General features: G+C 65.1%; 19 protein-coding genes, 1 tRNA gene and 1 pseudogene. 14 read left to right on the top strand and 7 right to left on the bottom strand.

The window, feature by feature from the left end; genetic code table 11:
• The first annotated feature begins 206 nt into the window (after positions 1-206).
• Entirely contained in the window at positions 207-974 is a 768-nt protein-coding gene (locus DIE02_RS02805; RefSeq protein WP_044843457.1) for a YoaK family protein, read from the top strand.
• A gap of 168 nt (positions 975-1,142) precedes the next feature.
• Positions 1,143-1,340 carry a ribbon-helix-helix protein, CopG family gene (locus DIE02_RS02800; protein WP_044843458.1) on the top strand — a complete coding sequence of 66 codons (198 nt, stop codon included), beginning with the start codon at positions 1,143-1,145 and terminating at the stop codon, positions 1,338-1,340.
• 319 nt (positions 1,341-1,659) lie between these two features.
• Here the strand turns inward: DIE02_RS02800 and DIE02_RS02790 are convergent.
• Positions 1,660-2,014, bottom strand: a pseudogene (locus DIE02_RS02790) (zinc ribbon domain-containing protein YjdM).
• Between the two features lie 206 nt (positions 2,015-2,220).
• Between DIE02_RS02790 and DIE02_RS02785 the strand changes: the two are divergent.
• From DIE02_RS02785 to DIE02_RS02740, 10 genes are all read left to right on the top strand, one after another.
• On the top strand, positions 2,221-2,667 hold the full coding sequence (locus DIE02_RS02785) for a hypothetical protein (RefSeq protein ID WP_124485844.1): 447 nt from the start codon (positions 2,221-2,223) through the stop codon (positions 2,665-2,667).
• A 35-nt stretch (positions 2,668-2,702) separates the two neighbouring features.
• Positions 2,703-2,966, top strand: a complete 264-nt coding sequence (locus DIE02_RS02780) for an HPr family phosphocarrier protein (RefSeq protein ID WP_044843459.1) — start codon at positions 2,703-2,705, stop codon at positions 2,964-2,966.
• A gap of 5 nt (positions 2,967-2,971) precedes the next feature.
• On the top strand, positions 2,972-3,784 hold the full coding sequence (locus tag DIE02_RS02775; RefSeq protein WP_124528641.1) for a fused MFS/spermidine synthase: 813 nt from the start codon (positions 2,972-2,974) through the stop codon (positions 3,782-3,784).
• A 49-nt stretch (positions 3,785-3,833) separates the two neighbouring features.
• Entirely contained in the window at positions 3,834-4,055 is a 222-nt protein-coding gene (locus tag DIE02_RS02770) for a hypothetical protein (RefSeq protein WP_124485847.1), read from the top strand.
• A 184-nt stretch (positions 4,056-4,239) separates the two neighbouring features.
• Positions 4,240-4,719, top strand: a complete 480-nt coding sequence (locus tag DIE02_RS35880; protein WP_260441477.1) for a hypothetical protein — start codon at positions 4,240-4,242, stop codon at positions 4,717-4,719.
• 96 nt (positions 4,720-4,815) lie between these two features.
• A complete protein-coding gene (locus DIE02_RS02760) occupies positions 4,816-5,238 on the top strand; it encodes an ACT domain-containing protein (protein ID WP_124528639.1) in 423 nt (140 codons plus the stop codon).
• A gap of 661 nt (positions 5,239-5,899) precedes the next feature.
• Positions 5,900-6,217 carry a co-chaperone GroES gene (gene groES / locus DIE02_RS02755; RefSeq protein ID WP_124528637.1) on the top strand — a complete coding sequence of 106 codons (318 nt, stop codon included), beginning with the start codon at positions 5,900-5,902 and terminating at the stop codon, positions 6,215-6,217.
• Positions 6,218-6,294: 77 nt separating this feature from the next.
• Positions 6,295-7,917 (top strand): chaperonin GroEL, encoded by a 1,623-nt coding sequence (groL, locus tag DIE02_RS02750; protein WP_124528635.1) that lies wholly within the window; start codon positions 6,295-6,297, stop codon positions 7,915-7,917.
• Positions 7,918-8,026: 109 nt separating this feature from the next.
• On the top strand, positions 8,027-8,281 hold the full coding sequence (locus tag DIE02_RS02745) for a hypothetical protein (RefSeq protein ID WP_124485851.1): 255 nt from the start codon (positions 8,027-8,029) through the stop codon (positions 8,279-8,281).
• 84 nt (positions 8,282-8,365) lie between these two features.
• Positions 8,366-8,761 (top strand): hypothetical protein, encoded by a 396-nt coding sequence (locus tag DIE02_RS02740; RefSeq protein WP_124528633.1) that lies wholly within the window; start codon positions 8,366-8,368, stop codon positions 8,759-8,761.
• A 79-nt stretch (positions 8,762-8,840) separates the two neighbouring features.
• Here the strand turns inward: DIE02_RS02740 and DIE02_RS02735 are convergent.
• The 4 genes from DIE02_RS02735 to DIE02_RS02715 form a co-directional block, all read right to left on the bottom strand.
• Positions 8,841-8,914, bottom strand: a tRNA-OTHER gene (locus tag DIE02_RS02735).
• A 47-nt stretch (positions 8,915-8,961) separates the two neighbouring features.
• On the bottom strand, positions 8,962-9,525 hold the full coding sequence (locus DIE02_RS02730; RefSeq protein ID WP_124528631.1) for an Hsp20/alpha crystallin family protein: 564 nt from the start codon (positions 9,523-9,525) through the stop codon (positions 8,962-8,964).
• A 412-nt stretch (positions 9,526-9,937) separates the two neighbouring features.
• Positions 9,938-10,345: an Hsp20/alpha crystallin family protein gene (locus DIE02_RS02720; protein WP_044843463.1), complete on the bottom strand. Its 408-nt coding sequence runs from the start codon at positions 10,343-10,345 to the stop codon at positions 9,938-9,940.
• 15 nt (positions 10,346-10,360) lie between these two features.
• Positions 10,361-10,801 carry an Hsp20/alpha crystallin family protein gene (locus DIE02_RS02715; RefSeq protein ID WP_124528629.1) on the bottom strand — a complete coding sequence of 147 codons (441 nt, stop codon included), beginning with the start codon at positions 10,799-10,801 and terminating at the stop codon, positions 10,361-10,363.
• Between the two features lie 249 nt (positions 10,802-11,050).
• On the opposite strand from DIE02_RS02715, the gene DIE02_RS02710 reads away from it, so the two are divergent.
• On the top strand, positions 11,051-11,434 hold the full coding sequence (locus tag DIE02_RS02710; RefSeq protein ID WP_124519732.1) for a hypothetical protein: 384 nt from the start codon (positions 11,051-11,053) through the stop codon (positions 11,432-11,434).
• A gap of 174 nt (positions 11,435-11,608) precedes the next feature.
• Here DIE02_RS02710 and DIE02_RS02705 read toward each other — a convergent pair whose 3' ends face one another.
• Both DIE02_RS02705 and DIE02_RS02700 read right to left on the bottom strand, forming a co-directional pair.
• On the bottom strand, positions 11,609-12,913 hold the full coding sequence (locus tag DIE02_RS02705) for a HipA domain-containing protein (RefSeq protein ID WP_124528627.1): 1,305 nt from the start codon (positions 12,911-12,913) through the stop codon (positions 11,609-11,611).
• Positions 12,903-13,187: a helix-turn-helix domain-containing protein gene (locus DIE02_RS02700; RefSeq protein ID WP_044843467.1), complete on the bottom strand. Its 285-nt coding sequence runs from the start codon at positions 13,185-13,187 to the stop codon at positions 12,903-12,905. The genes DIE02_RS02705 and DIE02_RS02700 overlap by 11 nt, the downstream gene beginning before the upstream one ends.
• A gap of 381 nt (positions 13,188-13,568) precedes the next feature.
• Between DIE02_RS02700 and DIE02_RS02695 the strand changes: the two genes are divergently transcribed.
• Positions 13,569-14,279 (top strand): MgtC/SapB family protein, encoded by a 711-nt coding sequence (locus tag DIE02_RS02695; RefSeq protein WP_124485856.1) that lies wholly within the window; start codon positions 13,569-13,571, stop codon positions 14,277-14,279.
• Positions 14,280-14,343: the final 64 nt, after the last annotated feature.

The raw sequence follows: 14,343 nt of genomic DNA, 5'->3' as shown, positions 1-14,343 counted from the left end.
GGAAAGACCGCTTCTTCCGCAGCCTGTTCCTGCCCGCATTATGACACCGAAAGACGAATCAGGATAACAAGGTATGATAATGCCGTTATCATGAAAGTCTCATGGCACCCTGGATGGAACGGGCGACCGTGGCGGTGTGCCGCGGCGCGCCGGGTTCCGCTCGGGGCGTCGTTGTCTCCCGATCCGGGCGAATGAGGGAAGATCCTATGCCAGCGCAGTACTTCCGAAGCCTGACGGGAAAACACCGCAGCGCGGCCGCGAACCGCCAGCTCGGGTTTTCGCTTGCCTTCGTCGCCGGCGCGACCAATGCCGGCGGTTTCCTCGCGGTCAAGCAATACACGTCGCACATGAGCGGGATCGTGTCGGCGATCGCGGATCAGACCGCGCTCGGCGACATCCGGCTCGTGCTGGCCGGGGTGGGTTCGCTCGCGTCGTTCCTGGTGGGTGCCGGCTGCTCGGCCGTGCTCGTCAACTGGGGGCGGCGCCGTGGCCTGCAGAGTCAGTATGTGCTGCCGCTGCTCGTCGAAGCGGCGCTGCTGCTCCTGTTCGGGCTGCTCGGCAGCCATCTCGCGCTGTGGGAAGCGTTCTTCATGCCGGTCACGGTGATCCTGCTGTGCTTCATCATGGGGCTGCAAAACGCGATGATCACCAAGCTGTCGGGGGCGGAAATCCGCACGACGCACATGACGGGCATCGTGACGGACCTCGGCATCGAACTCGGCAAGCTCTTTTACTGGAATCGTTCGAGTGCCGACGTGCACGCGCAGACGGTGATCGCGAACCGCGCGAAGCTCAGGATTCACGCGACGATGCTGGCGTCGTTCTTCGTCGGGGGGCTGGCCGGCGCAATCGGCTTCAAGCATGTCGGCTACGTGTCGACCGTGCCGCTGGCCGCGGCACTCGTCACGCTGGCGATCGTGCCCGTCGTCGACGACGTGCTCGACTATCTCTATCGGCTTGACCGCCGGTCGTGAGCCTGCACAAGGTGAAACGAAACCCGACTGCGCGTTGCCGGCGGCGGATCCTGCTTGGGGCGCTTTCGCCGAGCGTGGGCCACCCGCGCGTGCCGAATGCTTTCGGGCGCGGTACGCAAGGGCCGATGCATTATAATTAAATTAGCATATCGCCGACTCTGCCCTGCAATGGAAACGAAAACCGCACGCTTGACCATCCTGATCGATCCCGCCAAGAAAGAGGCGTTCGACATGCTCTGCGCGGAGCAGGACCTGACGCCGTCGCAAGTCGTGCGGCAGTTGATTCGCGAGTATCTCGAACAACACGGCGTGAGCTACAAGACGAAAAGCGCGCTCGGCAAACGGGTGAAGCGAAGCGCGGACTGAGTTCGCGAGCCGCCTGGACGTCGATTTCCCGGTGCGCATGCCGTGCGCATGCCAGGGTCGGTATGGGCATCCTTCCGTGTCACGTACTTCGTGCCATCCGCACGGGCCATCTTGAACCGGGCATCGTCTGCAGGAATCCTGAATACATCGCGTAGCGCGATCGCGTCCGGATCGGTTTCGATCGCGTCGATGGTCACGCCGGGCAGATTCCGATAACCGCGCTCCATGCCCGATCGATCCGGGTAGATATGTTGTCGGTGGGGAGCGCGTGCAGCGAACTGCAACGACAAGCGGGTTCGCCGTAGGTAAGCGCGCGGCGTCACGCTTCCCGGCGAAAGCACGCCGCGAGCACGAAGCTGCCCGCGTCGGTCTTGCCGTCGATCTCGTAATCGCCGCCGACGATCCGGATGCTTTTTACCTTGGCGCCCATTCTCGGCGTGATCGATGAACCCTTCACGCGCGGATCCTTGATCGGCGCGACCGCGCCCCCCGTCCGACAGCACATTGCCGTTCGCGTCCTTGACGACTCGCCTGGCCGATTCGTCAGCGGATTCGATGCCGGCGCCCGCCGACCATTCATGACCTCAGTCCGCGCACAGATGCAGTGTGCCGTTCGGGCAGGTGTATTCCATTGCGCATTGCGGGCAGGCGGGGGCACCGTTCGCGGCTTCCATCGGACGGATTCGAACCGGTCGGCGGCAAAAGCGGGCGGATACCTGCCTCGCCGGAACGGGCGCCGTGCCGTCGGCTCGCAGGCGGGCCGACCACGGGGTGGCGCACACAACATTATAATGAAATACACATTCCATGAATGCTGTCTTATAATCCAGTCTTGCCGCCGATCGCCGGAATTGAGGGCGGATTCGCGGAGGTAGCCGACATGTTCGATCTGGATGGGATGCTGCTGTTGCCCGATCGGCGGCCCATATCCCTGCCGGAGGTCGCGGGGAGCCGGGGGCTTGTCGTGGTGGGCGTCGGGCGCGGCGGCGAGCGCGGCTTCCAGATGGTCCACCGCTTCCATGATGTGGGCGAGCGGCTCGCGGCCGCCGGTATTCATCTGGCGTTCGTCTATCCGCGGGAATCGGCTCGGCATGTGATGGATCCCATCTCGGTCGCCAGTGCTCGCTTGCGGCACCATCCGCGCCTGCTGCTCGATGCGGATGGCTGCTGTTTCGCGCAGGGCGTGCCGCCTCGAGTGCTCCGTGTCGTGTATCTGAGCGGCGCAATGCAGCGTCTCGTCGGTTTCGAAATCGACATGCGCGACGCGGCATGGGAAACCGAGTTCCAGGCGTTCCTGATGGCCTGCCGGATCGCCCCGTCCCACTGAATACCAGCATCCCTCTCACGCCACACGCGAGGAACATGGCAACCGTCGTCTATTTCGAAGCAGGTCCCGCCTGGAGCCGGAACGGTGCGACCGCCGTGCGCGATGCGCTCGTGGTCACGGCGCGCCGTTTCGACAGCGACATCCTGCTGATCGCCAATGGGCGGCGCGGGAATGCCAAGGACGGCATGGCCATGTCATCGCTGCAGGTGCGTCGCGGCGCATCCGCGCAAGTCCTTGCAAGCGGTCCGGACGAAGAGGCGGCGCTTCGTGCGCTCCTGCCCTTGCTTCAAGAGGGCTGACCGACGTGCCGCCTGTCGATTTTCCGTTCCTGGGCCTGCGCGCGGCTTCCCCGGCCGAGATCGCCGACAAGCCGATCGTCGTGGAAAACGAGCACCTCGTCTCGCTGTGCTTCGACGGCCGTGGCATGCAAAGCACGATGCTGCGGGAGGCCCCGGACGCGCTCGCACTCGGCTATACGCGCACGATGATGGGGTTCCTGCTGTTTCAGCCGGAACCCGCGCATGTGGGCTTGATCGGGCTCGGCGGCGGTTCGCTCGTGAAGTATTGCTATCGGAACCTGCCGAACACCCGTCTCACGGCAATCGAAATCAATCCGGAAGTGATCGCGCTTCGCGACCGGTTCCACGTTCCACCCGACGACGCGCGCCTGGCGATCATCTGCGCGGACGCGGCGCGGCACCTGTCGACGACCGCGCACACATTCGATGCGTTGTTGCAGGATGGTTTCAATGCGGATGGTGCGCCGTCCGAGCTCTGCAGCGCAGCCTTCTACGATACCTGTCGCGCGCGACTGAACGACGACGGCGTGCTCGTCGTCAATCTGCTCGGCGACGATCCGCGACTCGGTGAGTGTCTCGCGAGGCTGCGTGAGACGTTCGGCCCGTCCGTCGCAATCGCACCGGCTGAAGACGGTGCGGGCAACGTGATCGCCTTCGCCTGGAAGAGCGACGCACCGCTGCCGTCGCTCGAGGCACTCATCGAACGTGCGGATCGGCACTGCGGCCACCACGGCATCGACCTCGTCGATGCCGCCGTACGCATCGAGGTCGGCGCCCGTTACGACTGGACGCGCCTGAGTGCGTGCCTTGCCGATTGAGTCCGATACATGCAGCACCCTTGATCATGATCAAACACCTGGAGACGCCATGAGCGATAACCAAGCTTCGACCGTTCCGACCATCTCGGCATCCGCGATCTGGGCACTGGAGCGCCTTGCCGATATTCGTTACGGTCGCGATACACCCGCACTTGGCTGGTCCATTACCCGCGAGCTCATCGGCGCAGGGTTCGTGCGCTATCCGACGAACGGCCGCGGAAGCGTCTCGATTACGGCAGCCGGACAGACGTTCCTGAAGAACCGGAAATAGTTCTGGCCGGCGTCGCTCGCGAATCGCACGGTCGCGTCGATCCGGACATCCATGCCGGGTCGTTCATGTAATGGGCGGTTGCGTTCGACAGGGGGAGCGTCAACGCGCCAGGGTGCGGCTGCGAATTGCGGTGGCGCGCGAAGATGAGCAAGCGTGCCGCTGCGGACATGACGAAAGGCTGAACGTGCTTTCCTACCTGCGGTTGTTTTTTGCGCGACGCAAATTTCGCCGGCTTCCCGTGATTCGTTTTCAATCGACGCCGATCGATCTGGGCATCGACGGTGTGCCGCATTCGGGGTGGGAAGTCGCGATACTCGCGGCATCCGGCGGTATCGTCGGCGCGGCGACATACAGCCTAGCGCCGCGAACCGATCGGGTATATGTCCATCGACTGGAAATTCTCCCGACGATGAGGCGCCGCGGCTACGGTCTCGCCTTCCTGTCGTATCTGCATCGAACGTACCAGTTGCCCATTACTCCCATCGACGACGGGTCCGAGGCCCGATCGTTCTGGCGCGCCGCGAGATCCTTTCAATCCGGAGCATGGCGCGTTACGTCCGGACAATCATCCGACGAGTTCCGCGACGCGCTGCTTCAATGGCGGCATCGGCAGGCGGTCATGCTCGGCTTGCGTTCCCCGTCGGCGAAATCATCGGATTCCTAGGCGAACCTGCGTGCCGCCGTTCGCACAAGCGGCCTTGCTCGCCGGTCATGCGCGACATAGATTGTCTTCATCGAGGTCCGACTTTCTGGAGGGGCCATGGAACTGCTCGTGGAACGCGTCGACGTATGGGCGGCAACCATCGAGGACAAGCCGGGCGGTCTTGCACGCGTGCTGAACGCGTTGCGGGATGCCGGCGCGGATTTGCAATTCATCGTCGCCCGGCGCACCCAGGAAGCACCCGGCAAAGGGGTGGTATTCGTCGCGCCGCTGCAGGGAGATCGGGAGACCCGTGCTGCCACGCAGGCGGGATTCAGCCCTAGCTCGAGCCTGCACTCGATCCGTGTGATGGGGCTGGACCAGATGGGGATCATCGCGGAGCTGACCCAGAAACTGTCGGACGGCGGGATCAATCTCCGCGGCGTATCCGCCGCCGTGCTCGGTTCGCAGTTCATTGCCTATCTAGCGCTCGACTCGCTGGCCGACGCCGAGCAGGCGACAGACATCCTGCAAAGGCCCTGAATTGCCGCTTCAGTCGACTGCCGGGTGAGGCGGGGTGCCTTTCACGGCTGAATCTCGCGTGCATTGCATCGGGCGTGCGGCGCGGTCTGCCCGAGCTTCGACCGGATGAGGCCGCCGCGGAATATCGACGGCCAATCGATTGCGGCATGCGCGCGGGCGACGCGCCGCAGCGGTGCTTCGTTCGCGTGATTCGCCGCGTACGTCTGCCGTGTTCCTGTGTATTCGCGTGCCTTCGCGTTTCGTCATGCCGTGTGAGGCAAACACGGGCGAGCGGGCAGGGGAATCGAGTTGCCCGGTGTATTTCTTCGTGTTCGAGTTTCGATGAAAAACAGATGCATTGTGATAAGAATACTTATCTTATCCTGTCTTATTCATTCAGCATCGCCCATTCCCCCGCTTGCACATTGCCGGGCTCGCTCCGGGCGCTGCGAGGGACGCGGCCGCACCGTACGTCGCCTCGGCAGGGCAATCCCATTCCGCTGCCGCTCCGAAACAATTTGTTACAAATAGCCGTTTTCACACCCCCTTGAAGCGCGCGACGGCCGCCTCTATTTCGCAATCCGCCAGACATTGGCTCGGCTGCACGGCGGCGTTCCACGCGCCCCGGTACGCGCGGCCGGATTCCCTTATTGGTGATCCTTTAATCGCTCAGGAGATGGAAATGCAGATTCGTCCCCTCTACGACCGGGTTATCGTCAAGCGAATCGAGACGCAGCGGACGACGGCTTCGGGCATCGTGATACCCGATTCCGCGGCAGAAAAACCAGAACAAGGCGAAGTCGTCGCAGTCGGCAGCGGCCGGCTGCTGCAGGATGGAACGCTGCGCGCGCTCCAGTTGAAAGTCGGTGACCAGGTTCTCTTCGGCAAATACGCAGGCCAGACCGTCAAGGTCGATGGCGAGGAACTGCTCGTCATGCGCGAGGAAGACGTCATGGGCCTCCTCGAGGCCGACGTCGGCGCCTCTTGTGAGGCCGCCTGACATCCCGAGCCGGTCGCGAACACCCGACTGGCGGTTCGCGACGGGTCGAGTCAACGACTACTATCCGGAGCAGCAACATGAGTGCAAAAGACGTCCAATTCCACGACAGCGCCCGCGCCCGTATCGTCAAGGGCGTGAACGTTCTCGCCGATGCCGTGAAGGTCACGCTGGGGCCGAAAGGCCGCAATGTGCTGATCGAGCGCGGCTTCGGCGCGCCTGCCCTCACGAAGGACGGCGTGTCGGTCGCGAAGGAAATCGAACTGAAGGACCGCTTCGAAAACATGGGGGCGCAGATCGTCAAGCAAGTCGCGTCGAAGACCGCCGATGTGGCCGGCGACGGTACCACCACGGCCACCGTGCTCGCCCAGGCGATCGTGCAGGAAGGCATGAAGCACGTCGCCGCCGGCATGAATCCGATGGATCTCAAGCGCGGCATCGACAAGGCCGTGGCCGCCGTGCTCGACGAACTGCGCAAGCTGTCGAAGCCGATTTCCACCAACAGGGAGATCGCACAGGTGGCGGCGGTCTCGGCGAACGCCGACGAGACCATCGGCAAGATCATCGCCGACGCCATGGAGAAGGTCGGCAAGGAAGGCGTCATCACGGTCGAGGATGGCAAGTCGCTCGAGAACGAGCTGGACGTGGTTGAAGGGATGCAGTTCGACCGCGGCTACGTCAGCCCCTACTTCATCAACGATCCGGAACGGCAGGCCGCGTACCTGGACGACGCGCTGATCCTGTTGCACGACAAGAAGATCTCGAACATCCGGGATCTGCTGCCGATCCTCGAGGTCGCCTCCAAGGCAGGCAAGCCGCTACTGATCGTTGCGGAAGATGTCGACGGCGAAGCGCTGGCCACGCTCGTGGTCAACGCGATGCGAGGCATCCTGAAGGTGGTGGCGGTCAAGGCGCCCGGTTTCGGCGACCGGCGCAAGGCCATGCTCGAGGACATCGCCATCCTGACTGGCGCGACCGTCATCTCGGAAGAAACCGGCAAGCAGCTGCAGAAGGCGGCACTCGAGGATCTCGGCCGTGCCAAGCGCGTCGAGGTGCGCAAGGACGACACGATCATCATCGACGGCGCGGGCGACGAGAAGCGCATCGAAGCGCGCGTGAAGTCCATTCGCACGCAAATCGAGGAAGCCACGAGCGACTACGATCGCGAGAAACTGCAGGAGCGCGTCGCGAAACTCGCGGGCGGGGTGGCCGTCATCAAGGTCGGGGCGGCGACCGAACTCGAGATGAAGGAGAAGAAGGACCGGGTGGACGACGCGCTGCATGCCACGCGCGCGGCGGTCGAGGAAGGCATCGTGCCGGGCGGTGGCGTAGCGCTCCTGCGCGCCCGTTCGATGGTGGCGAGCCTGACAGGCGCCAACGGCGACCAGGACGCCGGTGTCCAGATCGTGCTGCGCGCGCTCGAAGCGCCGCTGCGCGTAATCGCCTCGAACGCGGGGGACGAGCCTTCGGTGGTCATCGCGAAGGTGCTCGAAGGCAAGGGCAACTTCGGCTACAACGCGGCCACCGGAGAATATGGCGATCTGGTCGAGGCGGGTGTGGTCGATCCCACCAAGGTTACGCGTACGGCGCTGCAGAACGCCGCATCGATCGCCGGGCTGATCCTGACGACCGACGCGACGGTTGCGGACGCGCCGAAGGACGAAAAGCCGGCGCAGTCCGCCGAACCGGCGCTCGAGTACTGACCCGGGCAGCGGGTCTCGTACGCGCCGGCCAACAGTCGCGGCCGGCGCGACACGTTCGGCGCCGCGCGCTGCCCCGCTGAAGCGGCGCCGCTTTTTGCGGGTGACCGACATGAAACTCGAACTTTGCATCGACTCGAAGCCGCTCGACATCGAGCTCGACGACGTGGTGGCGGGACTGCTGGCCGTCCGGCTCGACTTGCCCGCAGGCGCAGACAACCGCGACGCGCTCGCGCGTTATCTCAGCGCCAAGGGCGCGCCCTGGAGTCTCGACGAAGAGCACATGCGCAGGCGCATACTGCGCCGGCTGATTCTGGATATCGCCGACCCGGCGCTGGTCATCCGCCATCTCATGGCCGACGAATGAACTTGCCCGACCGGCCGGCTCGGGATGCGGCGACATCAACCCGCGTCCCGATCGTCTTGCCAACCCGCTGAATCGGACATTGTCATGGCCAATGAACCGCGTTCGCCTGTCCGCTCGTCGATGGGGCTTCCTGCCGGCGTGCTCGGGAGGGACTACCTCAAGTTCTTGCAACTCTCAGTCGATGATGCACTGCGCGGCGCGCAAACATTCGCCGACGAAGCGCTGGAGGAAGCCATGACCGCTATCCGCCGTGGTTCGATGCGCGCGGCGCGGCCGGCCATGAAGGTCTTCTTCGACGGGGGCCGGTTCTGGCTCGCCAGTCACTTTCATCGCTACGAGGCGGCCCGCCGTCTCGGTGCCCGTCATCAGGAATTCTGGTGCGAGATCGAGCCGGGTCCAAAGGACGACGCCGTGCGATATGCGTCGCGAGTGTCCCGCTTCGGGCATGTCTGCCACGACACTTCCACCGCGGCTGGCTGACCGTCATCCATGGCTTCGGTGCGTTCGTCACCCATCGCAAGCCGCGTTTGTCGGGTGGCAGCGGATGTTCGGTTTCATGCGGGCCGTACCGGATTCGAACCAGTGACCAACGGACAAAAAAGTCGGCCGCTCCACCAACTGAGCCAACGGCCCGGTTCGTCCGATATCCGCCCGCCACCACGGCACTTTTCGTGTTTGCCCTAGCGGATTTCGATCATGCGACTTGCGGTCTGTGTCGGCTCCGACTTTGGCACGGTCAACGTGAGTACACCGTTATCGAACTTTGCCAACGTGCGATCGGGGTCGGCGTAGTCCGGCATCGGGATCGTGCGGATGAAGCTTCCGTGGGCGCGCTCCAGCCGGTAACAGCCGTTTTCCTCGCTGCGTACGTCCTGCTTTTTCTCTCCGCGCAGCACGATTGCCCCGTCCTCGACGCTCACCTTCAGATCTTCGCGCGTCATTCCGGGCAGTTCGGCGGTCACGCGCAGCACCGGTCCTTCGTCGACGACGTCGATGCGCGGCTGGAAGCGCGATGAACTGAAGTCGCCGAACCATCGTTCGAGCGCGCCACGGCCTGCGAGCGGGTCATGAAGGAATTCCTCCACCGCACGCCACGGCTCACGCGAGAACAGTCGCGGAATGTCGGGCCACGCGGCCCGCCACTGTTCGCTTGACGGCGGGTTTTCCGGGCCTTCCGCGTCGGACTTGCGGGCAGCTCCGCGAAGGAACTTGAAGGGGTTCCACTTTTTCGGATCGGTATTCATGGCATCCTCCGATTCAGCTTCAATCCGTTTCGAGCGTGGCGGCCAGCCCCTCGGGCAGCATGCGTGCCCCGAGCCTCGGCTGCGCCGGGCATGTCGCGATCGATCAGTTGCACCGCGTACTCGAGCGCATCGCGCTGCGTTTCGGCCGCGCTTGTCCAGCGCTCGCCGAAACGCGGCGGATGCCGGTCGGCCGACACCTCATCGTTCCGTTCGATCCGGGCGATGGCGATGTAGCCATCCGGTGCGGACGTGCGTGTCGCGATCGTCGCATGGGCACGGTGCGGACAAGGACCGCATGCCCTCTCCAGGACTCCTGAGCGACATCGGAAACCGGTGCCTCCCGCGCCTGGTTCGCGACGGGCGGCGGCGTTTTCCCCGCCGCCCATCTTCCCGACCCGCCATTGCCGCAGGGTCAGCCGGTCCTGACTTCGATGCGCCGTGGGCGAGCCTCGTCGCGACGCGGGATCGTCAGCTTCAACACCCCGTCCTGGAGGCTTGCCTCGATCTTCGACGTATCGAAGTCCGGTGACAGCGTGAACGTCCTCGCGAAGTGCGGCTCCCGGACCTCGGCATGCTGCAGGCGCAGATTTGCCGGCGTCGGCACCACCGCCTCGGCCTCGATCGAGAGGCTGCTGTCGTGAACCTTGACGTCCAGCTTGTCCTTCGTCACGCCGGGCAGATCTGCCCACAGTGTGACGCCCTGGTTGCTCTCGTAGATGTCGACGGCCGGGGTGAGGGTTATCCGGCGCGTAGCCTGTTCCGCGTCGCGACGCGTGACTGCGGACGGGTCGCGTTCAGCCAGTTTGGTCATGTCGTTCATGATCGGCTCCTCGAGTTACTGGACAGTGATGGCGCGTGGCTTGGACGACTCGCGCTTGCCGATACTGATCGACAGGCAGCCATTTTCGTAGCGCGCCTGGACCTTGTCGGGATCGGCGGTGTCGGGCAGCTCGATGACGCGCCGGAAGGCGCCGACGAAGCGCTCCTGCGCGTACGTACGCGTCTCGCTTTCAGTGTCGGGTTGCGTCGATTTGCGTTCGCCGCTGAGGGTCAGCAAGCCCTTGTCGATCGATACGTCGAGTTCGGCGGCGCTGACGCCCGGGGCGAAGGCGACGATCTCGATCGACTCGTCCGTCGCGCCGATGTTGATCTGAGGAAATGCGCCGAGCCGGCTCGCGCGGATGCTGGACGGGAAGCCGCCGAAGAGTTGCGCCATCTGCTGCTGCAGGCGGTCGAACTCGCTGAAGAGATCGGTTCCGAAGTAAAGATCGCTCATGATCGTATCCTCCTGGATGGCAATCGGGAGGCGAACGGGCCTACGCGCTCCAGTTCGCCTGCCGGACTGCCGGCAAACAAATCGAAACACGCAGCGCGCGGGATGAAACGGTTCGCGCGTCTGCCTGAGCGAAACTCAAGATAGGCACTCTGCGGAAAATTTCAAGGGGCGTCGGCAGATTTTTGCACTTGAAATTCCGGTGCTGGAACCTATCATCGCAGCGGCTTGGAACTGCATGCGGAGGACGCCATGGAATTCGATACGGACTGGCTTACGCTGGGCAGGCATCGTATCCGGCTGCGCTCGACGAAGGGCTTTCCGACCGAGACGATGCGCACCGTGACCGAGGTCGTCAGGCTCGCGATCGACAACAACATGAGCGCGCGGGCGCGACTCGTCGAGATCGTCTGCCGGCAGGAAAAGACCTACGACGTGCTGGTCGGCACGACGATGGCGGAGGACAAGGCTTGTGCACCGCAACTTGAAGCCGCGGTCGCGGTCGTGCTGGGCCTGTTGCCCGAACAGATCAACATCACGGTCACCCCGGTCACGCAAAAGGAGGTCGATCTGCACTTCGGCGTGTACGAACGGATGCTGTCGGAGAAGCTGAGTTCGACGCCGCCGATCCGCTGACCGAGCGGTTCGGCGCCCGGCCGTACGGCGGGCGCAGGTTCGCGTCTGCCGACATGCCGGCGCGGGGCGGGCACGGCGGCAACGATCGCGGAATGGGGCACCCGACCGACGCAGGACGTCGGATTGGCGATCCACCTGGACCGGCGCGCCCAGGTGCATGCTTCGTGCCCGTCCTCAACCGTGCGTCGGCCGAAGCGCGCGCCCCATCTCCGCGATCGGCATCGCCGCGATCGAATTCAGCAGCCGCGTCTCGCCGGCGTCCGGGCGCGCGATTGCCTGCACTTCCTCGAGCGTCTGCGCGACATGGCGATCGAGCGGTTCGAGAAAGCGCTGCAGTTCGCTTGCCGCCGCTTTCTCCCTGAGCCCGAGCGCCTGACCGAACGCGATCAGCGCGGCCGCATCGATTTCGACAAAGCGCGTCGCGTTGCCGAGCGGCATCGTCAATTCGCAGTGCGGCCAGTGATCGCCGCGATGGTCGGGGCGGTGCGTCGGCGTGTGATACACGACCGTGCTGACGATGTCGTAGAACGGCGCGAGCCGGTAGCCGCGCGCGTCGACGAAGAACGACAGGTTCTTCAGGTGCGCGTCGGCATTGCCGACCACCACGTTGAACACGGTCCAGCGGAACACCGACAGGCGCGCCAGCGCGCGCGTGCTGGTGCGCTCGATCGCGCGGGCGAGCTCCTGCGCGTTCGCGCGCTGGTACTTGAAGCCGCGGTCGTAGTTGAGCAACTGCATCGCGTCGATCGTATGCACGCGTGCGGCCGGCGCCGACGCGACGTCGCGGTCGAACCGGTCGATCACGTAGCACGCGGACGGCGCGCGCAGGAAGTGCACGTCGGGGACGTCGAGCCCCATCTTCTTCGCGAGCTTCATGCAGAAGAATTCGTTGATCGCCGAGTGCGGGTAGCCGGCCGCGCGCATGTCCGGCTTGAGCAGGTGCATCGACGGCTCGCTGCCGACCGGCTCGTACAGCGCGTAGTCGGGTGCATCGCCGCGCAGCACCAGCAGCAGCTTCTGCTGCGCGCCGGCCGCCGACATGCGCTTGGGCGCGGTGGCCGTCAGCGCGCGCTCGGGCATCGCCCGGATCCGGCGTTCGAGCTCGTCGAGCGGCAGCGGCTGCAGGCTGCCGGGCGCTTCCCGTTCGCCGTCGGCCAGCAGCGTCAGCGCGCCGGCCGATTCGCGCCCGAAGTACGCGAGCAGGCCCCACGCGTCGGCGGCGTCGACCTTCGCCTCGCGTGCGAGCGAGGTGCGCATGCCTTCCTCGGGCAGCAGGTTGTCGAAGAACCACTGGACCGGGCGATCGGTCGACGTGTCGGTGTAGGGGCCGGCGCGCAGCGCGAACGCCGGGGACAGCGGATAGGCAGCCGGCGACGCAAGCCATTGCGGGTCGTACGCGAACGACCAGATGCCCTTGTCGTCGGTCAGCGTGCCCATGCGCACGCCGTTGGCGGACGCGATCAGCGTTCTAGCCGCCATGGCTGCTCCTGCGGCGTTGCGCGGCCTTCAGCGCGGTGGCTTCCGAAATCTCGACCGACGACTCGGCGTACAGGCGCACGCCCAGTTCGCCGAGCAGCAGCATGACCTTGCCGATTTGCGCGGTCGGCTTTCCGCCTTCCACCTGGCTGATGAATTTCGGCGACAGCCCGGTCGCGTTCGCGAGTTCGTCGCGCGTGAACCCCTGCTGGAGCCGCGCCGCGCGGATGAGGTGGGCGAGCGCGCCGATCGTGTCGACGGACTGGGACTCCGACATGACGTTCTCCGTGCTTCGTATCTGATCGGGAACAGTATTGCACAACTCGCCGGCCGGGGCATCATTTCGTATCCGTACAGGAACGGAGCGGCGAACCGGGGAGCCGGTGCGCCGTTTCGTACCCAGTCGGATACGGGGAGGCGCGAAATCATGACGCAGGCGATTTTCGTATCCGAACGGATGCGGAGAAGGACGGGACCGTGACGGCGGCCCGGTCGCATGCGCGCGCGACGACTGAGCGGTCAGGGCGCTAGCCGTGCGCGCGGCGACACGCCGACACTGTGACACGCGCGCGAGCCGGGCCCGAACCTTGCGCGCCGCAAGCGTCGTCCGCGGCCACGCCGCGACGCATCACGCAAGAAGATTTGCAGGGAGGCGCGCATGGAGCCGATGCCGGTCGTACTTCAGTGGGATGCGGTCCTCGTCAGGATCGTCCTGGCGCTCGTCGCGGGCGGGCTGATCGGCCTCGATCGCAGCGAGTCCGGCAAGACGGCAGGGCTGCGCACGACGATCTTCGTTTGTCTCGCCGCGTGCCTGGCGATGCTGCAGGTCAATGCGCTGCTGCTGCAGGCCGGCAAGCCGCAGGACGGGTTCTCGGTGCTCGACCCGATGCGCCTGCCGCTCGGCATCCTGACCGGGATGGGCTTCATCGGCGGCGGCGCGATCCTGCATCGCGACGGCCTCGTATCCGGCGTGACCACGGCCGCGACGCTGTGGTTCGTCACCGTCGTCGGACTGTGCATCGGCGGCGGCCAGCTGTCGCTCGGCGCGCTCGGGCTCGCACTCGCCCTCCTGGTCGTATGGCCGCTGCGGTTGGTCGAGCAGCGCGTGCGCAGCGTCAGGACTGCGCTGGTCACGGTCGAGTACGAACTGGGCTCGACGGCGCGCGAGCGCCTGACGACCGGGCTGCACAATGCGGGCTTCGCGTGCCGCACGCGCGGTTTTCGCGAAACGGCCGCGCGTGCGTTGCGCGAGGAAGAACTGCTCGTGAAGTGGCGCGAACCGGCCGACGCCGATGCGATGCTGCGTCAACTGATCCGGATCGTCGAATCGGCCGGCCTGACGTCGATCCGCTGTTCCGAGGAGAACTGAGCCGCACGGCGCTTGCCGGAACGTCGGCTGGTTGCATGCCTCGTGCCGCATTCGGCATTCAGGA

Source organism: Burkholderia sp. Bp8991, assembly GCF_003853795.1.
Taxonomy (GTDB): Bacteria; Pseudomonadota; Gammaproteobacteria; order Burkholderiales; family Burkholderiaceae; genus Burkholderia.
Note: the sequence above shows the minus strand (reverse complement) of the source record. Positions and strands in the feature narration are given on the sequence as shown.